Source organism: Acinetobacter sp. 479375 (genome assembly GCF_000581715.1).
In the GTDB taxonomy this organism is placed as follows: Bacteria; Pseudomonadota; Gammaproteobacteria; order Pseudomonadales; family Moraxellaceae; genus Acinetobacter; species Acinetobacter ursingii.
In genome coordinates this window covers 151,019-177,557 of the sequence record NZ_JEZN01000003.1, presented here as the reverse complement: position 1 = coordinate 177,557, position 26,539 = coordinate 151,019, and the positions used below count along the sequence as shown (strand labels likewise).

The following is a 26,539-nucleotide window of genomic DNA, read 5'->3' as shown; positions in this document are numbered from 1 at the left end:
TTAATATTAAATCTAACTTTATGCTTTTTTTCTCGTGCTATAACCACGCTTTGCCAATTCAAGTTTAGCAATCATGCCTTTATGTACTTCATCAGGGCCATCTGCTAAACGCAAACTACGTGCCTGAGCAAAGAATCCAGTCAAAGGTGTATCTTTGGACACTCCCTCACCGCCATGTAGCTGTATTGCCATATCGACGACTTTTTCAAGCACACTTGGTGCAACCACTTTAATCGCTGAAATTTCAGTCAATGCCGCCATATTTCCTAATGTATCCATTTTATAGGCAGCATATAAGGTTAAAAGTCTTGCCTGATCAATCGCAACACGAGCTTCTGCGACCCGCTCTAGATTACCACCCAGTTTTAATAATTCTTTGCCAAAAGCTTTACGCGACATACCACGGTCGATCATTAATTCCAGTGATTTTTCCGCTGCGCCAATACAACGCATACAGTGATGGATACGTCCTGGTCCTAAACGGCCTTGCGCAATTTCAAAACCCTGACCAGCCCCACCAATAAAATTTTCAATAGGCACACGTACATTATCAAAACTAATTTCACCGTGGCCATGTGGTGCGTCGTAATCACCAAATACAGGTAGCATCCGCTCGATTGTAACGCCTTTGGTATCGACTGGAACCAGTACCATGGAATGCTGATGGTGGCGATCTTTATTTTCATCAGGCGTATGCGCCATAAAAATAATGATTTTGGCATTTGGATCACCTAAACCTGATGACCACCATTTACGACCATTTAAAACAATTTCATCGCCATCAACCACCGCAGTCGCTTGCATATTGGTCGCATCACTAGAAGCAACCGCTGGCTCAGTCATACAAAAGACTGAACGAATTTTTCCTGCGAGTAAAGGCATTAACCATTGCTGTTTTTGTTGCTCAGAACCGTAACGCCATAAAACTTCCATATTGCCACTATCTGGCGCATTGCAGTTGAATACCGTAGGTGCAAGCAAACTACGTCCTGAAAGCTCTGCAATATGGGCATACTCCTGTACAGATAAACCTGCACCAAGTTCAGGGTCAGGTAGAAACATATTCCATAAACCCGCTTGCTTGGCTTTATCTTTTAATATTTCAAGCTGTGCAGGCCATGTCCAATTTTTCCAGTTCCCGTCTGGATTAAGAGTACGCACTTCATGCCAAAAATCAGCCTCAATGGGCTCAATTTCATTTTCAATAAAGCTTTTTGTTTTTGAAATAAAATCCTGTGCACGTTCGGATAGCTCAAACATGATGATTCCTTAAAATGAGTGTGTTATTTCGCTTTACTTGAACATACGCTCAAATTTATTATGCATGAAATGATTTTATTGAATATCAAACTATGAATCCTATTCATAACTCTAATCCTCGCAATTCTTTTTTAGATCTTGGGCTATTTCATCGCATTGATATCAATTTATATCCACTGTTTGTTGCAATTTTTGAACAAAAAAGTATTTCTCATGCAGCATCGAGTCTATCTGTTAGCCAATCAGCGGCAAGCCATGCATTACAACGTTTGAGATTACAATTAAACGATGAAATTTTTGTGCGTCATGGCAATAAAATGCTACCGACGCCTTTTGCTGAGCGGGTTTATCCTGTTATTAAGACTGCGTTACTTTCAATTCAAAGTATTAGTCAACAAAAACAAAATTTTGACCCAAGTCTCATTAAAACTCTTAAAATAGCAATTCATGACGAAATTGAACCATTAATTTTTCCCAAATTAATCGATCATTTTCAACGTATTGCTCCAGACATTCAGTTTAGTAGTATTAAACTGAATCGAAAAACCATACAAAATGATCTTTCGACTCAACAACTAGATTTTGTAATTGACCTTGAAAATAATCTCGCGCAACACATTGGGTTTCAGCGCTTAGTCACAGACCGTTATGTGATTTGTACCCAACAACTTGAAGTGACTAAACAATCCTATCAGTCTGCGCTGCATATCGGGGTTTCGTCGAGACGTAGAGGCGTATTACTTGAAGATGTCTATTTGAGTCAAAATAATATTTCGAGACGCATTTTTTTACGTTGCCAGCATTATTCCACTGCTTTACAAATTCTTGAGCAAAATCCATTGGCTATGTTGACCTTGCCTAAGACTCTTTTGGAGCATTTATTTTATGCAAAAAACTTGAATATTCATGAATTGCCTTTTCATTTTCCACTGATAAATATTGGAATGTTTTTTAATTATGATTTGGAGGAAAATTTAAGATATCAGTTTTTAAAACAAGAGATTATCAATTTATTTGCTTAGGCTATTTTAATGTTATCTCGTTTTAATTTGAACCCTATTTATCGTGCTATATCCGTTTTGATCGAGTTAAATTAAGATAATTTTAAGATGTATTTCCTAAATTGCATGATTCACATTTGGTGCTGATTTATGTTGCATTTTCCTCACCGAATTAAAGCATCTCTCCCCAAAATCTCACTTGCCTGCTTTAATTTAATCATAGCCTTGTGGTTGGCACTCGCTTTAAATTTTCGTTTTTACCAACAGGTTCATACTTTCTCAGGCTTTACTAGCTGGTTTGCTTGTGTGTGGATAGGCATCGTAGCCATCTGTTTGAGCGCTTATTACAACCTTTATCTTCAGTTTTTTGGCTGGAAATGGACAGCAAAACCCATTGCTATTGTGTTGATTTTATTAGGTGGACTCAGTGCTTATTTTAGTAATGAATTAGGAGCTTATATCTCTCCTGAACAAATTCAAAATGTCATGCAGACAGATTTGGCTGAAACCAAACAACTGATGACCCTTCCTTTCTCGCTCTGGAGTATAGGAATGGTTATTTTACCGATTTTAGTCGTTTGTCTAATACCTATTGAATACCCTTCTTTTAAAAAGAATCTGATTCAAAAATCATCTTATGTTATTGTTTCTTTTATCATATTATTGGTTTTAGTATTAAGTAACTATTTAAATTTTACTAATATTTTTCGGCAACATAAAGATATTCGCCAGTTGATTTCCCCTGATAATATTTTGACTTCAAGTTATAAATATTTTCATCATTTACATAAAAAAAACTTACCTTTGGTTAGATTTGGTGAAGATGCAAAAATCATTGTATCGCAAACTGAAACGTCTAAACCCAAACTAATGGTTTTAGTGGTCGGTGAAGCCGCACGTGCAGAAAGTTTTTCAATCAATGGTTATACGCGAAATACCACTCCCCAATTAGCACAAATAGAAAATCTACTTAATTTTAGTCAGGTAACTTCCTGTGGTACAGCTACAGCAGTGTCCGTCCCCTGCATGTTTTCAGGCATGACTAAAGAACAATATGATGCAAATCTAGCGGTTCATCGTGAAGGTTTACTCGATATCGCGCAACGTGCAGGCTATAAAGTGACGTGGATTGATAATGATTCTGGTTGTAAAGGTGCTTGTGATCGAGTTAATAACATTAAAATTAGTAAAAAGCTCAAGAAGCAATATTGTCGCGATGATGGTTTTTGTCTGGATGATGTCTTACTCATGAGCTTACAACGTTACTTGGCATCCATCCCACATCAGGATAGAACCCCACAGTTGATCGTGTTGCATCAGCGTGGTAGTCATGGCCCTGCTTATTATAATCGCACCACGCCTGAGTTTTCTCCATTTCAGCCGACTTGTAAAACCAGTGCAATTCAAACTTGTGATCGCCAGATGCTCATCAATAGTTACGATAATACCATCGTTTATACTGACCATATTTTAAGTAAAATGATTCAAAGTCTTGATAAAAACAAACATTATCAGACAGCGCTTTGGTATTTATCCGATCATGGGGAATCGACTGGTGAAAATGGGATTTATCTGCATGGTACGGTTTACGCGCTTGCACCATCACAGCAAACACATATTCCAATGTTCATGTGGTTTTCAAATGATTGGAAATCTACACAAAACACTCAGGTTGAATGTTTAAAGTCTCAAAAAAATCATAACTTAAGTCAGGATAATTTGTTCCCAACCCTTCTGTCATTACTGGATATCAAAACCAGTGTAATGGATTCTAAATTTAATATGCTGGATCAATGTCAGGTCGTTCAGGACTAACTTATAAATTATGAACCAAATTTAGAACCATCTAAATTCGGTTCACCACAGGTTTTATTTAAATACTTTGAAACGTGCTGCATCATCAATATATGATTTTTCACCTGCTGGCGCTTCGATCGAACCAAATACCAATTGAGCGCGAAGTTTCCAACTGCTTGGAACTTCCCATTCCGCATGTACTTTATCATCCACAATCGGATTGTAGTGCTGCAAAGAAGCCCCAACATTCTCAGCAGCCAAAGCTGCCCACACTGCGAGTTGTGCCATTGCCGTTGAATGTTCAGACCAAACTGGAAAATTATCTGCATACAATGCAAACTGCTCTTGTAAGCCTTTGATTACCTCTTGATCCTCAAAAAATAAAACAGTGCCAACGCCCGCAGCAAAGCTATCCATTTTTGCATCAGTTTTAGCTGCGGCTGCATCATCAGTTGCATATTCACGTAATTTTTCTTTGACAAAATTCCAAAATTTTTCATGTTCATCATTCAACAAAATAACGGCACGCGATGATTGGGAATTAAAAGATGATGGGCTTTGACGAATTGCTTCCTGAATTAAATCAGTCAGTTGTTCTGGTGTTTGAGAGAGATTTTTACCAATCGCGTAAATCGTACGACGATTTTGCAATAAAGGAAGAAAAGTATTTGACATTGTATATTTTCCTGATGAGATACAACAAAATTTTAAGAAAGTGAAAACCGTGTTTCACTTTCTTTATAGCACTTTTTATACCATTTCGTCGTATTATTTCATTAGAAAAAATTCAATAATGCTTTGATTTATTAATAATAATTAAAATTTACTAAATAAAACCTGTTCAGAAACTTCATTTTTCCAAAGTTGGCGCAATGTGGGTAAATAAAAACTTTCACCGATTTCAATAAGTTCTGCGTCCAACAAACTATGTACCTCATGAATAAAAATGTAATCAAGATCAACCAGTGAAAGTTGGGCTTGTTTTATAGAGACTTGTTTACGTCTAATCTGCGCTTTTTTAACCAGTTGATTGGCAAATTCTTTATCTTTAAATGCAGTAATAGCATTTAAACGTAGCTCGATAATGCCCCATGCTTCCAACAACTTTTTAAAAGTTTCAAAATCTGTCGAAGTCGATTCCCATGTGACATCTTCCAGATTATTATCTTCAGGTAAAACAGGTAACAATAATTCTGCGGTACTTGGAAAGATTTTTTTGAGATTAATGAGGAATTTAACAGGTTGTTCACTTGGATAGTCATTAAATTGAATATGTTTTTGAACATCTGTTAAATAGACATCGATCATAGTAAATTTCATCAGCAGTTAATATCAAGAGGCATATATTGTACGCACATCGAGATCAGATACAAACTGCTGATGTGTTTATTTCGACTTATTTCGCGTTAGGAAATACCATTTGTTCAGGTTTCACGACATCGTCAAACTGCTCCGCAGTCACTAAGCCTAGCTCTACAGCAACCTGTTTCAGGGTTTTATTTTCCTTATAAGCAGTTTTAGCCACTTTTGCAGAATTTTCATAACCAATGACAGGGTTTAAAGCGGTCACGAGCATCAAAGAGTTGTGTAAAAAATAATCAATTTTTTCTTTATTTGGCTCAATGCCAACTGCGCAATGCTCATTGAAACTATTACATGCATCGCCCAATAGCTGAATCGACTGTAATAAGTTAAATGCAATCACAGGCATAAACACATTCAGTTCAAAGTTACCTGATGCACCTGCGACATTGATGGTGGTATCGTTACCTAATACTTGCGCCACCACCATGGTCATGGCTTCACTTTGAGTAGGATTGACCTTACCCGGCATGATACTTGAACCAGGCTCATTTTCAGGAATGCGAATTTCACCAAAACCACAACGCGGGCCACTGGCTAACCAGCGAATATCGTTAGCAATTTTATTTAAGCTTGCAGCCAGAGTTTTTAATGCCCCTGATGCAAATACAGCAGCATCACGACCCGCCAGAGCTTCAAACTTATTCGGAGCAGTCACAAACGGCAGACCAGTCAAATTCGCTAATTGCGCAGCAGCTTTAACCGCATAATCAGGATGCGCATTTAAGCCTGTACCTACAGCTGTACCACCAAGAGGAAGCTCATAAAGACCTTCGAGTGCTTGTTGTAAACGTTTCAAGCCATGATCCAACTGAGAAACATAACCACCAAATTCCTGCCCCAAAGTCAGAGGCGTCGCATCCTGTAAGTGAGTACGACCAATTTTTACGATATCAGCAAATTCATCTGATTTCTTTTGGAGTGTCTCTCTTAAACTTTTTACTGCTGGAATTAACAGTTCATTGATTTGCAGAGAAGCTGCCACATGAATTGCTGTTGGAAATGAATCATTGGTCGATTGCGCGCGATTGACATGATCATTCGGATGGACAGGTGACTGAGAACCGAGTGCATTTCCCAATTTTTGATTGGCAATATTGGCAATCACTTCATTACAGTTCATATTACTTTGCGTACCAGAACCTGTCTGCCAAACCACTAAGGGGAATTGAGAATCCCACTGCCCTGCAATCACCTCTTCAGCAGCGCCCACAATATATTGACTCAAATCTTGAGGAAGTTGTCCTAATTCTGCATTGGTAATTGCAGCTGCTTTTTTGACTAAGCCCATTGCACGAATCATCGCGCGTGGTAATCGTTCCTGACCAATTTTAAAGTTTTGCAAACTACGTTGCGTCTGGGCACCCCAAAGTGCATCATTTGGGACTTCAACGTCACCCATGGTGTCATGTTCAATTCGAGTTTGCATAAAAACCTCTTTCATGTTGTTTAAGACAATACGGGCTGGAGCAATTACGTTTACATTGCTTGGCTAGTGGCAAGATACTAATCAACCTGTGCATTTTTGTAAATAAGAATCATTTTCTTATTGGCCTTTTAATGTATTTTGATAAAACCGCCATTCATCTTCAATCATTTTTTCCAAATTGCGTTTTGGTTTCCAGTTGAGTATTTGTTCTGCTTTTGAAATATCAACACCTAACTGTGCAAGTTCGTCATAAGTATATGAAGCGTCATACGTTTCGATCGGAGCATGGGTGACTTCACTGATCGCCTTAATTAAAGCTTCAATTGAAGTCAGATGTTCATGACCAATATTGAAACTTTCACAACAATGATCCTGATGATTTAACCAATATAAACTTGCAAATACTGCTTCACAAACATCCAGTACATGAATAAAACTTCGCTCTACCGTTTTGTCTTGTGTCTCGACATTTTTATATAGTTCCAAAGAATCTCGCTGCATGGCAGCCACTTGCAATGCCAAAGGCACAATATTCTTCGGTAATGGTGCTACATTTTCACCCAGAACCCCATGTTCAAATGCACCAACCACATTGCTTAGACGGAGTATGGCAACTTTCCATTCATTATCCGTCTTGATGGTGTCCCGAATGATTTCCTCAATCATTTGCTGCGACTTGATATAAGGATTATCGTAACTGAAATTAAAAAACTCATCCTCAGCTAATACTGTTCCACTTTTGCCGTAGACTGCTGCACTTGAAAGATGAACAAATCTGCGTACACCCGTACGTTGCATGGAACGAAGCAAACTCATAATACAACTAACATTATCATTATAATATTCAAGCGGTTTCAATCTGGACTCTTCCAAAGATTTAAAACCCGCAGTATGAATCACAGCATCTATCGAATATTGCTCAAATACTTTATTTAGTGCAGGTGTATTTCGTACATCCACTTTTACAAAGGGAACATACATTCCTGAAATATATTCCAGCCGTTCTAATGTTTGTAAGGATGCATTGGCCAGATTATCGACTAAAATAACCTCTTGACCTTGTGCCATCAGACTCAAAGCAATATGTGAACCGAGAAAGCCTAAACCACCTGTCACCAAAATCATTGTATACTTACCTACTTATTACGATGTGTATGATTCAATTCCTGACCAGACTCATGACCAAAGTGAAATTTCAATGAGTACATTACTGTTAATTACTTCTGCTCCTACATCTATTCATGCATGGCATGCTTTTGAATTAGCTCAAGCACTCCACACAAAAGGTGAAACACTTCATGTTTTCTTTTACCAAGATGCTGTGCAAGTTGCAAACAGTTTGCAATGGTTTCCCGATGATCAACGCCATTTAACCCATGAATGGCAAAAACTATCGATTCGTTTGCCCGTTTGTGTAAGCGCCGCACTGAACCGCGGGATTACAGATCAAGAAAATGCGAAACGGCATCAATTATCTAACTCCAACCTCGCACAGGGTTTTGAATTGGTTGGGCTTGGTGAACTTGCTGATGCCTTACAATCATCTGCACGTATTGTTCAATTCTAAACACGTTTTGTATTGTTAGAGTGTTGCTTTTAAAAGGTATATTGTGTGAAAACTGTACTCGTGATTTTAACACAGGCAAACTTAGGTGCTTTACAGATTAATGAAAGCCTATCGGCGACGATGGTTTTAGCGACATTTGGCAGCCCAGTAAAAGTACTTTTACAAGATGCTGCTTTAAGTCTGTTAAATTCAAATGTTGTATTTGATCAACTCAAACATGCTTTTAAACCCGCTTCCAATATGGTTGAAAGTTTTGAATTTTATGATCTAAGCCCCATTTTGATTGAGTCCAGATTGCAGAATCATCCTTTAGTTAGGGAAAGCCAACAGGACATTGAATTTATTGAATTTAATGCAGAGTTTATTCAATCTTTTAACTATGTTTTGTATTGGTAAGGAAATGCTGTCATGGATCATACACTTTATTTAATTCAATCTTCTGCCACTGCAACACACAGTATTTTAGCCAAACTTAAGCAGATATACAGTCCACATGACCATGTTGTTTTTTTAGGTGAATCTGTTGCCATTTTAAATCAAACAGATATAGAACTTTTTTCTTCATGTTATTGCCTAGAGACTGAACAAATGTTGTTAAATCCTGATTTAGTTTCCAATTTGACTATATTAGACTATGCGCAATTTGCGGATTTAGTTTTACAGTTTCAACGTTGTATTTCTCTTAAATAATTGATTTTTGCTTAGGCTATTTTATGCAGTTAGAACTTGATCAAGATGGACATCTGCTCGATTATACCATTTGGAATAATCAAGTTGCCCAACAACTCGCGAGCTCTTTGGATTTAGAATTAACAGATTGGCATTTTCAGGTTTTACACGCTGTACGCCAGTTTTATCAACAGTTTGGGCATTCCCCTGCCACTCGTCCTTTGATTAAATACTTAATGAAAACGGTTGGCCCTGAAATTGATAATGCCATGCTGCAACAACGATTTCATACAGGTTTGGTTGCTCGTCATCTAAGTCGGTTAGCTGGCATACCTAAACCTGCAAATTGTTTATAACTTGCTAGCTCTGTTCAGGCAAACTTTTTGGCAAATGCTACACAAGCAATGATGCCAAGCGTAATGATAAGCATGATCCAACTGACAGATTCATGCAATAACAATGCCGCCAGACCCAGTCCAAATAAAGGTTGTAACAGTTGTAATTGACCCACGGTTGCAATCCCACCATGAGCCAAACCATAATACCAAAAGAAAAATCCGATGAGCATACTAAATAGAGATACATAAAGTAATGCAAACAGCGATGATAAAGAAAGATGATTAAGGGTTTCGGTTGAATAACTCAAAATCATAATGATGAGCATAATGGGTAAAGCAATCGCCAAAGCCCAACAGATCACCTGCCAACCGCCTATTTTTCGAGATAACTTTGCTCCTTCTGCATACCCTAATCCACAGAGAATAATTGCTACAAACATAAATAAAATACTAAGCAACTGGCTAGAATGATATTCAGAGTTTGGCGTAGCTTGCAAAAAGATATAAAGGAGTACCAATGTACTTCCCAATAATGAAAAAACCCAAAAAATAGCTTTGGGTTTTTCGCCACCGCGAATCACAGCAAAAATTGCGGTACTTAAAGGCAATAATCCCACAAAAACGATTGAGTAAGATGCATTGATATATTGCAATGCCAGTGCAGTGAACAATGGAAAACCAATCACCACACCTAAAGTCACGTACACGAGTCCGATACTATCCTGTCGATCGGGTCGGTTGACCTTGAGATATTTTAATAAAATGACAGCAATCACACCCGCAATCACAGCACGACTGCCTGTTAAGAACCACGGATTCATATCCATAACAGCAATACGGGTCGCAGGCAATGAGCCAGAAAAAATAATAACGCCAACTAAACCACTGCACCAAGCCAAAACTTGCGGATTCATATCCCAATTACTCTTATTTTCATGACTGTATTTATAATTCTGTGTTATGTTTTTGCATAGAGACAATCCAATACAATTTTAAGTAACTGTATTGGGTAAAATTCCAGTACAGCCGAAATGTAATAGTGTGATAAGCCATGACCAAAATTGAACAGGTAATTGATTACATTGACACACAATTAAAAAGTCGGCGCTTGACACCCGGTATGCGTTTACCATCAGTCAGAACTTTAGCCAAACAGCTTCATTATTCAGTGTCAACGATTGTTGAAGCTTATGAACGTATGGCATCTATGGGCATTATTGAATCTCGGGCGGGTGCTGGTTTTTATGTCTGTGCGCCACTTGAACCGCTTATTCTTTCAAATATTGAACCTGTTCGAGAAAAAAATCTGGATCCGATATGGATTTCTCGTCGGCTACTGGAAGCTCCACCTAACTTGATAAAATTGGGATGTGGTTGGTTACCTGACGACTGGATGCCCCATGAAAGTTTACGCAAAGCCATTCGGGATGCATCTAAAAGCCCAATCTATGAGCTTGTAAATTATTCCTCACCTTTGGGTCTATTAGGTTTACGTGAATTATTGGCAAGGCGCTTATATAGCAAAGGTATTGAAGTTACACCTGATCAAGTTTTATTAACCGACTCTGGTTCATATTCGATCGATTTGATTTGTCGATTTTTATTAAAGCCAGATGATGTGGTATTGGTTTATGACCCATGTTATTTTAATTTTCGGGCTTTACTCAAAGTCCATCAGGTTAAAATTATTGGTATTCCCTATACACCTCAAGGCCCTGATATAGAAGCCTTTAAACAGGCGATTGAGCAACATCATCCGCGCCTTTATATCACTAACTCGGGTATTCACAACCCAACTGGTGCCACTCTATCTCAACCGACTGCACATCAATTGGCTTCTTTAATTGAACAAGCCAATATGATTGTGATTGAAGATGATATATTTTCGGATTTTGAAACAGCACATTCTCCACGGTTTAGTGCTTTAGATGGTCTTAAACACAGTATCTATATTGGCAGTTTTTCTAAAACGTTATCAGCTTCAGTGCGTTGTGGCTATATAGTGGCAAAAGCGGAATGGATTGATCATTTAGTTGATTTAAAAGTTGCGACCAGTTTCAGTCATAGTCATTTCTCAGCACAAATTTTATATAAAGCGTTAACTGATGGTGGTTATCGTAAACATATGGAACAACTCAAAATTAAGTTATCAGAATCTATGCGAATCGCCATCGAAATGCTTGAGAAACTAGAAATAAAGCCGTGGATCATACCTAAAGCAGGTATTTTTCTCTGGTGTGAATTACCTGCTGATGTTGATATAAAAAAAATGGCTGATGATTGCAATGAAAATGGTGTGATACTGGCTTTAGGAAATTCATTTAGTCAATCAGATCGATTCCAGCAATTTTTAAGATTTAATGTTGCACAGTGCATGCACCCAGATGCATTTGCTATTTTAGAAAAAGCGATGAACAATGCCCGTTCTTAACCAGTCTGAGGTTAAGCCTTCTTCTTTTGGGCTTGTCGTAGGTAATCAACATATAATGGACTTGGTTTAGCCAAAACTTGTTTAGCTTGAATTTCTTCGCCACATTCTGAACATGTCAAAATAGGTTTAAAGATTTTCCCGCAATTTTTATGATGATATAACATCGGCGCACCTGCTCCATCATCCATCCATTTATCGGCCCAATTTGCCATAGACAAAAGAACAGGATAAAGCTCCATTCCTTTTTCAGTCAACCGATATTCAAAACGTTCCTGTCGATCAACATAAGGAGTTTTGACTAATATATCGTGTTCAACTAAACGCTTTAAGCGTTCTGATAATACATGTCGGGTCACCCCTAAATGTGACTGAAAATCATCAAAACGGCGAGTCCCTAAAAAGCAGTTACGCAAAATAAGCATCGTCCAACGATCACCCATAATGGATAATGTTCGAGCGATTGAACATGGCTGTTCACCAATATCATCCCATTTCATCACTGCTCCCCAATATATTTAGCGTGTCCTTAATCATACGACTCATTACATAAAAATAGCTAGTCATAATCATATGTTCGATCAATTCACCAGACTATTTTTTGTTGCTAAAACCGTAGTTGAGCAATAATGCTCTTACTTTGGGACTGGTAAAAATAAAACGCTCAAACTGTGTTGCGTTTTTATTTTTTTCACCCTGCGTCGTCAAAGTTATATAGTAATCAATGGGATCATGTGATTTTGCAGGGAAAATCCCTATCATTTTTACTTTTTTGCTGGTTAGGGCATCTGTCTGAAAAGTAATGCCAACCTCGCATTTTCCATTTTGAACGGCATTTAAAAGGCTTGTATTGTCCGTTTTCTGACTAATCCGTTGCTGTAAATTTGAAAACCAACCTAAATAAGTCAAACTTTGTCTGGTATAAAGTCCCAAAGCACTCGTATCTAGTTGAGCTGTACACAAATTTCCTTTGAATACTTGAGCAAAATTAAACTGTTTAGACTGACCAAATGGGATATCCATATTGACAGAAGTGATCGCAACTAATTGATCGCTCATCAAGTATTTGGCACGCTTTTTGGTCACCAGCTTGTTTTGATTTAAAGCCTGCACACTATTTTTATCCGTCGATATATAAAGATCAGCACGACTTGCTTGTTGCATTTGCTTTGCCATTGTCACTGGATCTGCAAATACGGGAGTCACTTTACTGTCAGGATATTGCTGTTGATATAATTTTATAATATCAGTAAGTGCATTTGTTAAACTTGGTGCTGCATACACGTTTACTTCACCCGCCAAAGTGAAGGATGCCGTGGTGCATAAGCAGCAAAATAGACCAAATTGTTTTAACATGATTAACCTTTGTTTTTAAATAAATAGACCATCTACCAACTCACCTGCTTGTATCTGTTTCGCTGCTGGAATACGCACTAAGCAGTTGGTTTGCATAAGATTGCTTAGCATGTGTGATTGTTGCTTGCTTAAAGCACTGACTTCAAGTGTGCTTTGATTAAAAGTTGCAAGCATGCGTAAAAAACGCTCACGGTGATCTGCTTTTAGGTCATGTGTAATCCGTGCTGTAAATCCTGATGGTGATTCACGTTTATTTTGTAAGGCATCCAACAATAGTTTTCCATAGATCTGCATACACACATAGACCGCAGCAGGATTTCCCGGCAATCCCAGTAAGTAGCAGTTGTTTTGCTGATGTTCATATTTAGCAAAAAAAAGTGGTTTACCTGGTTTCTGTTTGACTTTCCAAAAAATTTGCTCAAAGCCGACGTCCATTGAACATGGACGTACAAAGTCATAATCCCCGACTGAGACACCACCTGTGGTAATGATCACATCATATTCAGACTTCAAACGTTCAAACAGCGCTGTCACAGAGCTTGCTTGATCTTCAACATGAATCACATGTGCATCTATTCCATATTGTTTAAGCCAATTTTCCAATAAAGGTCCATTGGCATCAAAGACTTGAGCATTACTTAGGCTATTTGGTGATTGAGCAATCTCATCCCCTGTAACCACCCCTGCAACTTTTGGTTGCTGAAATACTGTTACACTCTGAACACCTGCCATACTGAGCGCAGCAAGACTCCCGATATTCATATAATGCCCAGTATCCGCCAAACATTGCCCTTGCTTAACCTCTTCCCCTTTACGGCGAATATCAACTCCTGTTTGCAGACTTTCTACAATCTGGATATTTTGATCATCAATCTTTTTTACAATTTCCTGTCGAGCAATAGTCGTGGTGCCTTCAGGAATTTTTCCACCCGTAAATATACGAGTTGCTTGTCCCTCAGATAAAGCTAAGCTGCTTTCCTCACCTGCCCTAATTTCACCAATCAGTTTAAAACTCTGATCTTTTGCATCAGTTTGATTTGAACATAAAGCATAACCATCCACGGCGCTTTGATCAAAACTGGGCAAATTCACAGGAGAATAAACGGCTTCAGCCAAATACCTGCTTAGGCTATTTTTTAGTGCAATAGATTCTGTAGGCAAAGTTTTGGGCGTATGCAAAATATATTGAATTGCCTCATCTATGGTGATCAAACCTTGTTCATAACCACATGCCGACATTACTCATAACCTCCAGGATGTGGTAAATCACGGCAAACATCAAAAATATGCACAATTGCCGGTAAAAGTGCTGCCATAGATTCTGAAGCGCCACCACGACTTCCCGGTAAAGTCATGACCAAAGAACGATCGATAAATCCTGCAACGCCACGAGACATTGCAGCATAAGGAGTACGGCGCTGACCAAAGGCACGGGCTGCTTCCATTAGACCATCAAGTTTACGTTCGAGCAGAGGTTCTAAGGTATCTACGGTAATATCTCGTTTTCCAATGCCTGTACCCCCCACTGTAATAATACACGCATAGGATTTGCTTAATTCTAAAACCAAATCTTTGAGCTGATCAGACTCATCGGGCAAAATTTGGTAATGAACTGGGGTAAAGCCTGCCTCTGTCAATGTATCAAAAACAGATTTGCCAGCGGTATCAGGTTTTTTCCCCGCCGCTACGGTATCAGACAATACAATCACAGCAGCAGAAACAGGCTGACGTAATGTCCGTTTGAAATGTGATTTTCCGCCTTTTTTCTTCAGTAACTTACATTGATCTAGCACCAGATCTTCGGGTTCACAATGGGGTTTGAGCATATCGTATAACGTTAAACCCGCGATACTAGCGGCAGTTAATGCTTCCATTTCGACCCCAGTCGGCCCAATGGTTTCAACCGTTGTTAAAATTTCTACAAAGTTTTCATGTAACTCATATTCAACTTCGGCACGATAAATGGGTAACGGATGACATAGCGGAATCAATTCATCGGTACGTTTTGCTGCTAAAATCCCTGCGATACGACCTGTTTTCAGTGCATCGCCCTTTTCAGTATTTCCCTGACGTAATAACTCAATACAGTGTGGTGGCGCATATAGGATCGCTTGAGCTTCGGCAATTCGATAACTTTCAGGTTTCATGCCTACGTTTTTCATTTAAATTTCCGTAAATAACGTTAATGCTAATGTTGTCAATGTGAATGCTGATGATGTTTATGATGTGCTGAATGGGTATGAGTATGCTCGATTGAGTCATGATCTTTACGGATACAACACCCTTCTACAAATTGACTGCTTCCATCTGTATAAAACTCTTCCTTCCAGATGGGGACTTCATGTTTGACTCGCTCTACGGCTTCTTCACAGGCTTGAAAGGCTTCACGGCGATGTGCTGCGTAGGCCACTGCAATAATGGCTGTTCCTCCAATATCCAAAGCACCAATTCGGTGAATGACTCTCACATAAGGCACCCCGTATTTTTGGATAATATCCTGCTCAATCTGACGAATCATCTTTTCCGCAACTGGTGTATAAGATGTGTATTTTAAGGCAGTTACTGCTCGCCCTTCATGATGATTACGCACAGTTCCCTGAAAAATCCCAATTCCGCCACATTCAGGAAACTCGCTAATCGAATCAAAACTGTCCAAACTTAAATCTTGTGACTGTACCCGCTGAAACTCTTTCATCTCAACCTCCAGCCACAGGTGATAAAAGCACTAACGTACAATCATGTTTTAACGTGGTTTGACGCGGAATAATATCCTCACCAATTGCACAGGCACATCGTTCCAAGGCCTTTTCTGCTTGTGGATATTGCTGGCTGATTTGATCTAGCACATCACCGACCAAAATTTCAGTTGGATAATCCAATACTAATTGCGGAGGAAGTTGGCGTTCAATCGCACCATAAGCGTCAATTGTGACCTGAATACCCGACATGGTTATCCTCCTAACATGTGCATACTAATTTTGCGGGGTTGTTGATTTTGTGTTTGCTGGTTGAGGCTATGAAAACCTTTGGCTTTATGCCAGATATAAGTTGAAGTTTGCTGATACAACGCTTGATTCGCTACCTGCCTGATCACTTCATCCTTTTCAGTGACCAATTGATCCAGTAAGGGTTTAAGCATAAGACCCTGCCTTGCAAATAAGCAGTTATATAGCTCCCCTTGAGCCGTTAGACGGATACGATCACATTCACCACAAAAAGAATGGCTAATGGTGGAAATAATTCCGACATCATATTCATCATTTAGGCGATATAATCGGGCGGGCTCATGTTCCTGTTGTAATTCTTGAATTTGAAACTGACTGGATAAGGTATTAAGAATATCCTGTTCGGTAACCACATCGGCTTGTGTCCAGTGTTGATCACCATCTAACGGCATAAACTCAATAAATCGAAGTGGAATCTTATGCTGTTTTGCCCAGTTGACCATCGGTAAAATCTGGTCATCATTTTTACCTTTCATCAACACAGTATTAATTTTAAAGGGTAAACCCACGTCTTGTACCGCAGCAATTCCATCTAACACGGGTTTTAATTTTTTCTTGGTTAAAAATAAGAATTGTTCGGGATCAAGACTGTCCAGACTGATATTGAGATCATCCAGACCTGCAAGTTTTAATTCATGTGCATATTTTTTCAGATAGTGCGCATTGGTCGTGATTGAAATTCGTTTTAAACCTTTAACTCTGAGTTTTTGTAAATCACGGATAAAATGAACCACCCCTAAACGCATAAGGGGTTCTCCCCCTGTGATACGGATTTTTTCGATTCCGTTTTGCACCATAAAATCACAGAATTGATAGAGTGCTTCGAAACTCAGTAAATCTTGTTTTTTCATCCATTCTGGATGTTCAGGCATACAATACACACATTTGAAATTGCAACGATCCGTAACGGAAATTCGAAGTTTCCGTTTATTGCGCCCATATTGATCCTGAAAAATCGATGGGTTTAACGAAACGATTCCATTCATGTATTTATACTCTTGTCATCGTGTGAACGCATTGATTATCTCATGATTGATTAACAAATCAGGTTTATACTTTGTGTCACTTAAACCGCTATAAGTAATAAAGTATTCCATTGTTATGCCAGATAATTCAATTGTTTATATTGCTGTAATTCATCCAATGAATTAATACTATGAAAAAATAATCGATGTTTACGGAAATATGCAACCTGCGCATGTAAATCTTTTCGACATTTATTTAAACTCAGTTGATTTTCAAGTAAATGCTGTTGCAAAACTGTGCAACTTTCTCGTTTCATCAAACAAAACGGATAAAGCGCATCTCCATTGATATTCACATAAGACATCAAGGCATGTTGATCCTGAAGTAAGGTATCATGCAATGTTTGCAGCACTTTAGTGGGAATATAAGTTACATCGCAAGGAATAAACAATACATAATTCGCCTGTACATGCGACCACGCACTTTTCATTCCCATTAATGGCCCTAAAAAACCGGCCTGATCATCTGCATAGCATTGAATATTTGGAATAATCTGCTGATACAGCCGAGTATCTCGGTGGCTATTGATCCAGACTTCACCCACCTGATCTTTAAACGTGTTGTAGATTTTTAAAAGCTGCATTTGATCATCAAAAGTTTGCAATAACTTATTGACGCCATTCATGCGTCTTGCCTGACCACCCGCCAAAATGACCAAGTCTGTAAGAGGATATTTTTTCATATTTCAGCCTCCTGCTGACAACTTTTAATCAAACCACGAATTTCAGGTAAACACGAACCACAGTTTCCACCCGCTTTTAAACAGGCGGTGACTTGTTTTTCATGAGTGATATTTTGCGTTTTAATGGCTTCAATAATCTTGTTTTTACCGACTTTAAAGCAACTACATACCAATGGTCCATCGCTATTGGTAGCTGAAATTGGCGTACCCGCCAATAAAGCCTTACGGTGTAATGCACTCAAACGCTCACGCTTAAACAAACCTGCCACCCAATCTCGATCAGGTAACAAATCTGCTGGTGCGATATATAAACTAGCAATTAAGATGCCATCTTGCAAAATAACACTATGACTAAGTTGTGATGATCGATCTTCAAGGCTTAACCATTCATATGTTTCATCAATAAACGGTAAAAAATTTTTTAAATTATTTTGTGTTTGATCAAAACTTTGACGAGCCGCAATTTCATAACGAAAGGCTTTTGCCGTTTTAATTTTTGCCCACCACGCGCATTGTTGTAAAGAAGTCTGAATATGTTGCTCAATACCTTCACGGACGTATAACACGCCCTGCCAAGTGGTATGGAATGTTTGAATTGCAACTGGGGTATGTTTAAATTCAGGTTCACCAGAGATTGCATCGACCACTGGATTGACGACTTTACCAATACGAGCATCCGAAGCCACTTGTTCTGTCCAATGAATCGGTGCAAAAATTTGGCCACGGCGTACACCTTGATCAAGTGTTACACGCAATACGCAACTGCCCCATTCTGAACGGACTTCAACTAAGGCTTTATCTTGAATACCAAATTTTAGGGCGTCATTGGGATGGATTTCACAAAATGGTTCAGCACGGTGCGTGGTGAGATTGGCAGATAAACCTGTTCGGGTCATGGTATGCCATTGGTCACGAATACGCCCTGTATTCAAAATCAAAGGATAATCTTCTGAAATCGTATGGACAGGATCAATAGCAAGAGTTGCGATCATTTTGGCCTTTTTGTTTTTATGGCTAAAATCACCTCGATCAAATAATTGCTCAACCGCAATACGTTGACTTTTCTCCCAAACAGGCCATTGTGTGGGTGGCAGTTGGTGATATTCCTCTACACTTAAATTCATTAAACCTTTTAAGTTGAAATAACGAAAATGTTCAACTTGATCACGTTGTTCAATACTGGCATTTTGATAAGCTGACAAAGCAGCATGTTCATTAAAAATGTCACAGGCATTGTTAAAATCAAAACCATTAAAGCCGAGTTTCTTGGCAACTTCGCAGACTGCCCACCAATCCGCTTTAGCTTGTTTAGGTGAATCTAAAAATGCACGTTGCCGTGAAATACGGCGTTCCGAATTGGTGACGGTGCCATCTTTTTCGCCCCATCCTAATGCAGGAAGCAAAACATCTGCATATGCTGTGGTATCGGTTTGGGCACAAATATCAGAAATCACCACAAACTCACATTTTTCTAATGCACGTTTAACTTGCTCTGCATCAGGTAAACTTACGACAGGATTGGTTGCCATAATCCAGACGGCTTTGATCTTTCCACTTTCTATGGCCTGAAATAAATCAACCGCTTTTAAACCCGTTTGTGTTGCAATGGTTGGGCTTTTCCAAAAACTTTGTACCAGATGTTGATGTGATGGATTATCAATATCCAGATGTGCCGCCAACATATTTGCAAGACCACCCACTTCGCGCCCGCCCATGGCATTGGGTTGACCTGTCATTGAAAACGGCGCTGCACCTAATTTACCAATTTTTCCAGTGAGTAAATGACAATTGATAATGCTATTGGCTTTATTCACCCCTTGAGAAGATTGATTGACACCCATTGAAAATAGCGTCATGACTTTTTCAGTCTGGGCAAACCTATCAAAAAATAATTGTAATTTTTCTGCTGAAATTCCTGTACGTTTTACTAGTTCATGAATATCTTGTTCGCTTTCACTGGCAGCTAACAGTGCTTCCAGACCTTCGGTATGTTTTTCAACAAATTCATGATCTACATGATTATTTTGATATAAATACTGAAATAAACCATTAAATAACGCTACATCCTGACCAGGTAAAATCGGTAAATGTAAATCCGCTTGCTCACAAGTACTGGTAAAACGAGGATCGACCACCACTACAAATAAATCTGGATTTTTACTTTTGGCATGCATGATGCGTTGATACAACACTGGATGACACCATGCCGTATTGGAACCGACTAAAACCACCATATCGGTATGTTCAAAGTCTTCATAACTGGCGGGAACGATATCTTCACCAAAAGCACGTTTATGTGCAGCTACGGCGGAAGACATGCATAAACGTGAATTGGTATCGATATTGGCGGTGCCTAAATAGCCTTTAACGAATTTATTCACCACATAATAATCTTCTGTCAGTAACTGCCCTGAGACATAGAACGCAATACTGTCACGCCCATATTGATCTATACAGTGTTGGAACTGTGTGGCGATTTTCTCAATTGCGGCCTCCCAAATCGTGACTTGACGATGATCTTTACGACCCAACATAGGCTCCAATACACGAGTTTCTAAACCCAATGTATCGGCCAGATTACTGCCTTTAATGCAAAGACGTCCAAAATTTGAAGGGTGATCGATATCACCTGCCACTTTTACCATAGTGCCGTGCGCTTTATGTTGGACATTGACATCTACACCGCAGCCAACACCGCAATAGGGACATGTTGTTTTTGTAATAATAATTTCTGCTTGATCGGAGCGACTGTGTTCTAAATTTTGAATACTGTTCATGACTGCTCCTTTTACCCAATTTACCTATACCACATACACACTAATTTTGGCTTAGAAGCCATTGATCCTAAGCCAAGTTGAATCAACTCACCTTTTTCATAGCAAAATCCTTACCAAATAACAGCTTGTTTCTAAAGGTAGAAACAGGTGTTTGATCTGCAATGAGCTCGGCATACCACATGCCATCTTCGGTATCACCAAACAGAACTGCTCCAATTACCTTGTCTTTTTGGATGATGATACGCTTATAAATTTGACGTTTATCATCATTCAAAATGATGTCTTCATAATCTTCCTTGCTTATTGCAGATGCATCGTTCTGTTCTAAATCAATACGACCTGCCGAGAATACATCCACACCACTGACTTTTAGCTGAGTGGGAACGGTTGGTGATTTAAAAGTTAAGCTGCCATGTTCAGCCAAATGCGTTGCACAAATAAATGCTTGTCCCCAAAGTGGTTCCACCAAACCAAAAGTTTGACCACGATGCTCGATACATTCACCTACCGCATAAATACTTGGGTCAAAGGTTTGCATGGTGTCATTGACTAAAATCCCGCGATGACAACGTAGTCCCGCACTTTGCGCCAAAGCGATATTAGGACGAATCCCCACCGCAAAAATCACCAAATCTGCATCAAGAATTGTTCCGTCTTTTAAGCGAACCTGATTGACATGACCATCCTTGCCAAGTAAAGCTTCCGTGTTGGCTTGCGTGATGATCTGGATCCCTTTTTGTTCGATGCTATGACGTAACATTTCACTAGCACGTTTATCCAATTGACGATCCATAATTCGATCCATCAAATGTAATACGGTCACATTCATGCCACGTTGTTTCAAACCATAAGCGGCTTCAAGCCCTAACAATCCACCACCAATCACCACTGCATTTTTCTTGGTTTCGCAATATTTAATCATGGTATTTACATCATAAATATCACGGAAGCTGATCACACCGTTCAAATCAGCCCCTGGAACAGGCGGAATAAAAGGTTTCGAACCTGTGGCAATGATCAAACGATCATAATCAACACGCTCACCTTTCTCAGTGTGGACGACTTTTCGGGTACGATCAATCTTGACCGCAGGATCCTGAGCAATAAATTTAATACCCTTATCCTGATACCATGCATGCGGATGTAGCATAATATCTTCGATAGTTTTCTCACCTGATAACACAGGCGATAGCATGATACGGTTATAATTTCCCCATGGTTCTTCACCAATCACGGTCACTTCATAGCGCTCTGGTGCCATGTCCAATAAATCTTCCAGACAACGCATTCCTGCTAAACCATTTCCAATCAATACCAATTTCAGTTTGTCTTGAGAAATACCATTATTGGTAATGTAGGTTTTTTGTGGAACTGTGCCGACCCAAACCCGACCACTTTCAATTTTGGTTGGAAAAACCAGAAGTTTCTGGTCTTTATCTTCCAGACAGCGTCCTGTCGCTAAACTAAAATGTTGTTTGTAAATCGGCGATGCAATCACCCGCTCACCTTGTAAGTCACCAATAATGCCACGACACATGACATTGGCTTGGCTGAATGGGTCTTTGTTGCTGAGTGCATAGATCCGCTTTTCATGACCTACACGAAATAGCGCTACCGATTGACCTTCAACAAGGGCACCTACCCCTGTATTGGGCGTGATATCTTCTAAATTACAAACATCGACCCATTGATTTTCTGGAAGCATATTCATGTCTTTTAGATTTGTCATTTCTATTCTCCTTATGCTTCAACCATTGGAATACGATCTTCTGAACGTTCTGCATCATTCAAAGGGCGAATCTGATCGCGAACGTTAGTAAATTGAATATGTGGATCGGCTTGTTGATCTGCACTGGCATTAATATAAGTTTGGAAGCGTTTACGGATTTCAGGGTCTTCAACTGCGGTACGCCATTCATCCTGATAAGTTCCTACGACGTGGCTCATACGGCGTTCAAGCTCTTCAGCCAATCCTAATGAATCATTGACGATGACCGATTTCAGATAATCCAGACCACCTTCCATATTGTCACGCCACACGCTGGTCCGTTGTAAACGATCTGCGGTTTGGATATAGAACATAAAGAAACGGTCGATATAACGAATCAAGGTTTCGGTATCAAGATCAGAAGCCAATAATTCGGCATGGCGCGGTTTCATCCCACCATTCCCACACACGTACATATTCCAACCTTTTTCTGTGGCAATTACACCCACATCTTTGCCCTGCGCCTCAGCACATTCACGGGTACAACCTGAAACTGCCATTTTTAGCTTATGTGGAGAACGTAAGCCTTTATAACGATTTTCCAGTTCAATCGCCAAACCCACAGAATCATCCACCCCATAGCGGCACCATGTACTACCCACACATGATTTCACAGTACGCAATGATTTGCCGTAAGCATGACCTGACTCAAAACCTGCTGCGTTGAGTTCTTCCCAAATAAACGGTAATTGATGAATTTGCGCACCAAATAAATCAACACGCTGACCGCCTGTGATTTTGGTATACAGGTTGTATTTTTTGGCGATTTGACCGACGGCGATTAAACCATCTGGTGTGACTTCACCGCCTGCCATACGTGGTACGACAGAATAAGAGCCATCTTTTTGTATATTACCCAAGTAGTAATCATTACTGTCCTGTAGACCTGCATGACTTGGTTTTAGTACAAAGTCATTCCAGCACGATGCTAAAATATTTGCAGCCGTTGGTTTACAAATATCACAGCCTAAACCATGACCATGTTGTTGAATGAGATCATCAAAGGTTTTAATTTCATTGACACGAACCAAGTGATATAACTCTTGGCGCGAGTATGGAAAATGTTCACAAATGTGGTTATTGACGGTTACGCCTTGACGCTGTAACTCAGACTTTAACACTTGAGTCACTAGGGGCGCACATCCCCCACAAGCTGTTGCAGCTTTGGTACATTTTTTCAAAGCACCTAAAGACGTTGAACCATCAGCAATTGCCTGACAAATATCGGCTTTAGAGACGTTGTTACATGAACAGATGGTGGCGCTATCTGGCAATAAATCCACACCACTCCCACCTGCTTTTGCACCTGAATCGGCAAAACCCGGCATGATCAAACTTTCAGGCATTTCTGGAAGTGTTAAACCATTCAGCATCATTTGCAGCAGATCATTGTATTCTTTGGCGTCACCAACTAAAACTGCGCCCAACAATTTGCTTTTATCTGCATCAACCACGATTTTTTTATAAATCAAGGCATCTTCGTCAGCATAAAAATAGCTGAGTGAATTAGGCGTCATGCCATGTGCGTCACCCACCGATGCCACATCGACGCCCATTAACTTCAACTTGGTGCTCATATCTGCACCAGCAAAGCAATGAGTTTCTTCCGCCAGAATATGTTTTGCTGCAATGCGTGCCATGTCATAGCCCGGTGCAACTAAACCAAAGATTTTATTGTCCCAAAGCGCACATTCACCAATCGCATAAATATTGTCATCTGAGGTTTGACAATAATCATTGATTTTGATCCCGCCACGTTCGCCAATCGCCAATCCACTTAAACGCGCCAGTTCATCACGCGGACGAATCCCCGCAGAAAATAAAATAATATCGGTTTCAAGCTCGCTCCCATCGGCAAACTTCATGATGTGATGATGTGTTGTACCATCTTCAATACATTGAGTGGCTTTTTGGGTATGGACTTTTACCCCAAGATTTTCAATCTTACGACGTAGAACCTTGCCACCTAAGTCATCAATTTGTACCGCCATCAAACGCGGTGCAAACTCGACCACATGGGTTTCCAAGTTTAAATCTCGTAAGGCTTTGGCAGCTTCTAAACCCAGCAAACCACCACCGATTACCACGCCTGATTTGGCATTTAAGCTTGCAGCACGAATCGCATCCAAATCTTCAATGGTACGATAAACAAAACAGTTTTGACGATCATTGCCCGAAATTGGCGGTACAAAAGCGTATGAGCCAGTTGCTAAAACCAATTTATCGTAGTGAATCACATCACCCAAATTGGTTGTAATGGTTTGTTCAGCAGCATCAATAGCAACAGCTTTAGTATTGAGTCGTAAATCGATACCATGTGCATCAGCAAAGTCAAAACGTGCCAATGATAAGTCTTTCGCTGATTTTCCTGAGAAGTATTCAGTCAAATGTACACGGTCATAGGCAATACGTGGTTCTTCAGCAAGAATAGTAATTTCTAATTCGTCATCTGCTTTTTCTAAAATGGCTTCGATGAATTTGTGGCCGACCATACCGTGACCAATCATAACGAGTTTCATGGGCTGTCTCCTGAGAATGATGTCAAATTTGTTTGAAATGCTTTAAGAAGCAAGGTTGTTACGTTCAAGAACGGCCTGTTCAAATAGGCGTTGTTCTTTGACCTTATGCTCAGTCGAGAAACGAATCAGCATCACAAACCCTGCGGCAATAACCACCAAGCCACCCAGCACCATCAAACAGGTTTGAATATCCAACATTCCTTTAAGTAGAAAACCTGCTGCAACCGCACCCACATTGCCACCTGCACCAATAATTCCAGCTACACCACCTAAAGCGTCACGATCTATAAACGGCACTAACGCATAGGTTGCACCACAAGCCATATGTGTAAATAAAGCAAATACTGTCATCGCGATAATCGCCAGCATTGCACTATTCATTTGAGAGAATAAAATCAGAAATAACCCTTCACCTAAAATCATCACAAATAACACTTTAGTACGACCATCCAGACCTTTTCTAAGGGCAACTTTATCTGAGACAATCCCACCCAAAGCACGTGCAAATAAAGCCAGCAAACCAAAGATCCCTGCGGCAAAACCAGCCTCTTTTAGACTAAAGCTAAAGTTATTGACGTAATACATCGCGATAATGTTATGAATGAAAATTTCAATACCGAAACAAGCAGCGTAGGCACCAAACAAAATCCAGACCCGATAGTTACGTGCTGCATGCATCAAAATTGCCACACCGCCTTTTTTATCACTTCCAATTTGAACACCTTGCGCACGCAGTTCGGCAAAATTACCTTGGGGTGCATCTTGTGTAAGTTTCCAATACAAAATACCGACGATCACCATCATAATGCCAGGTACCAACAGGGCAATTCTCCAGCCCATTGCTTGCTCGACGCCGAACATCACTAAAGCCGAGAGCAATAATGGCATAATCGCTTGAGTTGCACCGCCGCCTGCATTTCCCCAACCCGCAGAAGCCGCATTGGCCGTACCAACAACATTCGGTGCAAACATAATACTGGTATGGTATTGAGTGATGACGAAACTTGCGCCAATGGCACCAATCAGTAAGCGAAAGAATAAAAAGGATTCATAACTATTGGATGCGGCAACCCCAAACACAGGAATACTACCGATCAATAACAAAGCGGTATAGGTTTTACGTGGCCCGTATTTATCACATAAAGGCCCCACAATTAAGCGCACTAAAATCGTAATTGCGACAGCGGCAATATTAATATTGGCAATCTGGTCTTTGGTCAGATGAAATTCACCTGCAATGACTGGCATAAGCGGTGCGCAAGCGAACCACGCAAAAAAGCAGACAAAAAAAGCGAGCCAACTCATATGGAAGGCTCGCATCGCTGGAACACTAAAATTGAATAGATTTATTTTAGTCGCTTTTTTTGCTGTTAAATCTAAATTTGAAGACATCGCCTTCTCTCCTGAACTGAACGTAATATGGGCTGTACAGCTAACGCTGCATTGGCAATCGATCAGAACGGACGTCGTTGGCCGTCTTACAAATTTTCAATTTGAGTCGTCTTTGACTCATTAAAGATACAGCAAGTGTTGTGCCAATTTTTAAAATAAAAGT

General features: G+C 39.7%; 25 protein-coding genes. 7 read left to right on the top strand and 18 right to left on the bottom strand.

What is annotated here, in order from left to right; all coding sequences use genetic code 11:
- Positions 1 to 18: 18 nt before the first annotated feature.
- Positions 19 to 1,260 (bottom strand): acyl-CoA dehydrogenase family protein, encoded by a 1,242-nt coding sequence (locus tag J500_RS04600; RefSeq protein ID WP_004997995.1) that lies wholly within the window; start codon positions 1,258 to 1,260, stop codon positions 19 to 21.
- Between the two features lie 92 nt (positions 1,261 to 1,352).
- Between J500_RS04600 and J500_RS04595 the strand changes: the two genes are divergently transcribed.
- Together J500_RS04595 and J500_RS04590 are read left to right on the top strand one after the other, a co-directional pair.
- The gene (locus J500_RS04595; protein ID WP_004997996.1) at positions 1,353 to 2,282 is read left to right on the top strand and encodes a LysR family transcriptional regulator; all 930 of its coding nucleotides are present in this window, start codon (positions 1,353 to 1,355) and stop codon (positions 2,280 to 2,282) included.
- Positions 2,283 to 2,411: 129 nt separating this feature from the next.
- Positions 2,412 to 4,076: a phosphoethanolamine transferase gene (locus J500_RS04590; protein ID WP_004997999.1), complete on the top strand. Its 1,665-nt coding sequence runs from the start codon at positions 2,412 to 2,414 to the stop codon at positions 4,074 to 4,076.
- A 54-nt stretch (positions 4,077 to 4,130) separates the two neighbouring features.
- On the opposite strand, the gene J500_RS04585 is transcribed toward J500_RS04590, so the two are convergent.
- The 4 genes from J500_RS04585 to galE form a co-directional block, all read right to left on the bottom strand.
- Complete coding sequence (locus J500_RS04585) at positions 4,131 to 4,733, bottom strand: nitroreductase family protein (protein WP_004998000.1); 603 nt, start codon at positions 4,731 to 4,733, stop codon at positions 4,131 to 4,133.
- Between the two features lie 141 nt (positions 4,734 to 4,874).
- Positions 4,875 to 5,366 carry a hypothetical protein gene (locus J500_RS04580; RefSeq protein ID WP_004987815.1) on the bottom strand — a complete coding sequence of 164 codons (492 nt, stop codon included), beginning with the start codon at positions 5,364 to 5,366 and terminating at the stop codon, positions 4,875 to 4,877.
- An 88-nt stretch (positions 5,367 to 5,454) separates the two neighbouring features.
- The gene (gene fumC / locus J500_RS04575; RefSeq protein ID WP_004998003.1) at positions 5,455 to 6,849 is read right to left on the bottom strand and encodes a class II fumarate hydratase; all 1,395 of its coding nucleotides are present in this window, start codon (positions 6,847 to 6,849) and stop codon (positions 5,455 to 5,457) included.
- 117 nt (positions 6,850 to 6,966) lie between these two features.
- The gene (gene galE, locus J500_RS04570) at positions 6,967 to 7,974 is read right to left on the bottom strand and encodes a UDP-glucose 4-epimerase GalE (RefSeq protein WP_004998005.1); all 1,008 of its coding nucleotides are present in this window, start codon (positions 7,972 to 7,974) and stop codon (positions 6,967 to 6,969) included.
- A 73-nt stretch (positions 7,975 to 8,047) separates the two neighbouring features.
- Between galE and tusD the strand changes: the two genes are divergently transcribed.
- From tusD to J500_RS04550, 4 genes are read left to right on the top strand one after another with little or no spacing between them, the layout of a single operon-like run.
- Positions 8,048 to 8,416, top strand: coding sequence for a sulfurtransferase complex subunit TusD (gene tusD, locus J500_RS04565; protein WP_004987820.1), 369 nt, complete (start codon positions 8,048 to 8,050; stop codon positions 8,414 to 8,416).
- 45 nt (positions 8,417 to 8,461) lie between these two features.
- Positions 8,462 to 8,812, top strand: coding sequence for a hypothetical protein (locus J500_RS04560; protein WP_004998009.1), 351 nt, complete (start codon positions 8,462 to 8,464; stop codon positions 8,810 to 8,812).
- A 12-nt stretch (positions 8,813 to 8,824) separates the two neighbouring features.
- The gene (locus J500_RS04555; protein WP_004998010.1) at positions 8,825 to 9,106 is read left to right on the top strand and encodes a hypothetical protein; all 282 of its coding nucleotides are present in this window, start codon (positions 8,825 to 8,827) and stop codon (positions 9,104 to 9,106) included.
- Positions 9,107 to 9,129: 23 nt separating this feature from the next.
- Entirely contained in the window at positions 9,130 to 9,441 is a 312-nt protein-coding gene (locus J500_RS04550; RefSeq protein WP_004987826.1) for a TusE/DsrC/DsvC family sulfur relay protein, read from the top strand.
- A gap of 14 nt (positions 9,442 to 9,455) precedes the next feature.
- Here the strand turns inward: J500_RS04550 and J500_RS04545 are convergent, their stop codons facing one another.
- The gene (locus J500_RS04545; protein ID WP_004998014.1) at positions 9,456 to 10,337 is read right to left on the bottom strand and encodes a DMT family transporter; all 882 of its coding nucleotides are present in this window, start codon (positions 10,335 to 10,337) and stop codon (positions 9,456 to 9,458) included.
- Positions 10,338 to 10,474: 137 nt separating this feature from the next.
- Between J500_RS04545 and J500_RS04540 the strand changes: the two genes are divergently transcribed.
- Entirely contained in the window at positions 10,475 to 11,854 is a 1,380-nt protein-coding gene (locus tag J500_RS04540) for a PLP-dependent aminotransferase family protein (protein WP_034698451.1), read from the top strand.
- Positions 11,855 to 11,865: 11 nt separating this feature from the next.
- Here the strand turns inward: J500_RS04540 and J500_RS04535 are convergent, their stop codons facing one another.
- The 12 genes from J500_RS04535 to J500_RS04480 all read right to left on the bottom strand — a co-directional run bounded on the left by J500_RS04535 (position 11,866) and on the right by J500_RS04480 (position 26,376).
- On the bottom strand, positions 11,866 to 12,351 hold the full coding sequence (locus J500_RS04535; protein ID WP_004987835.1) for a winged helix-turn-helix transcriptional regulator: 486 nt from the start codon (positions 12,349 to 12,351) through the stop codon (positions 11,866 to 11,868).
- A gap of 94 nt (positions 12,352 to 12,445) precedes the next feature.
- Positions 12,446 to 13,207: a molybdate ABC transporter substrate-binding protein gene (modA, locus tag J500_RS04530; RefSeq protein WP_034698449.1), complete on the bottom strand. Its 762-nt coding sequence runs from the start codon at positions 13,205 to 13,207 to the stop codon at positions 12,446 to 12,448.
- A 15-nt stretch (positions 13,208 to 13,222) separates the two neighbouring features.
- On the bottom strand, positions 13,223 to 14,446 hold the full coding sequence (locus J500_RS04525) for a molybdopterin molybdotransferase MoeA (protein ID WP_004998022.1): 1,224 nt from the start codon (positions 14,444 to 14,446) through the stop codon (positions 13,223 to 13,225).
- Positions 14,446 to 15,369, bottom strand: coding sequence for a bifunctional molybdenum cofactor biosynthesis protein MoaC/MoaB (moaCB, locus tag J500_RS04520; RefSeq protein WP_004998023.1), 924 nt, complete (start codon positions 15,367 to 15,369; stop codon positions 14,446 to 14,448). Before moaCB ends, J500_RS04525 begins: the two co-directional genes overlap by 1 nt.
- A gap of 35 nt (positions 15,370 to 15,404) precedes the next feature.
- Entirely contained in the window at positions 15,405 to 15,902 is a 498-nt protein-coding gene (locus tag J500_RS04515) for a molybdenum cofactor biosynthesis protein MoaE (protein WP_004998025.1), read from the bottom strand.
- A 1-nt stretch (position 15,903) separates the two neighbouring features.
- Complete coding sequence (locus tag J500_RS04510; protein ID WP_004987846.1) at positions 15,904 to 16,155, bottom strand: MoaD/ThiS family protein; 252 nt, start codon at positions 16,153 to 16,155, stop codon at positions 15,904 to 15,906.
- A 2-nt stretch (positions 16,156 to 16,157) separates the two neighbouring features.
- Positions 16,158 to 17,198, bottom strand: coding sequence for a GTP 3',8-cyclase MoaA (gene moaA / locus J500_RS04505; protein ID WP_004998027.1), 1,041 nt, complete (start codon positions 17,196 to 17,198; stop codon positions 16,158 to 16,160).
- A gap of 113 nt (positions 17,199 to 17,311) precedes the next feature.
- Complete coding sequence (gene mobA / locus J500_RS04500; RefSeq protein WP_004998030.1) at positions 17,312 to 17,920, bottom strand: molybdenum cofactor guanylyltransferase; 609 nt, start codon at positions 17,918 to 17,920, stop codon at positions 17,312 to 17,314.
- Positions 17,917 to 20,697 (bottom strand): nitrate reductase, encoded by a 2,781-nt coding sequence (locus J500_RS04495; protein ID WP_004998032.1) that lies wholly within the window; start codon positions 20,695 to 20,697, stop codon positions 17,917 to 17,919. The genes mobA and J500_RS04495 overlap by 4 nt, the downstream gene beginning before the upstream one ends.
- A gap of 82 nt (positions 20,698 to 20,779) precedes the next feature.
- Entirely contained in the window at positions 20,780 to 22,426 is a 1,647-nt protein-coding gene (gene nirD / locus J500_RS04490) for a nitrite reductase small subunit NirD (RefSeq protein WP_004998035.1), read from the bottom strand.
- A gap of 11 nt (positions 22,427 to 22,437) precedes the next feature.
- On the bottom strand, positions 22,438 to 24,984 hold the full coding sequence (gene nirB / locus J500_RS04485; protein ID WP_004998037.1) for a nitrite reductase large subunit NirB: 2,547 nt from the start codon (positions 24,982 to 24,984) through the stop codon (positions 22,438 to 22,440).
- A gap of 42 nt (positions 24,985 to 25,026) precedes the next feature.
- Positions 25,027 to 26,376 carry an MFS transporter gene (locus J500_RS04480; protein ID WP_004987861.1) on the bottom strand — a complete coding sequence of 450 codons (1,350 nt, stop codon included), beginning with the start codon at positions 26,374 to 26,376 and terminating at the stop codon, positions 25,027 to 25,029.
- Positions 26,377 to 26,539: the final 163 nt, after the last annotated feature.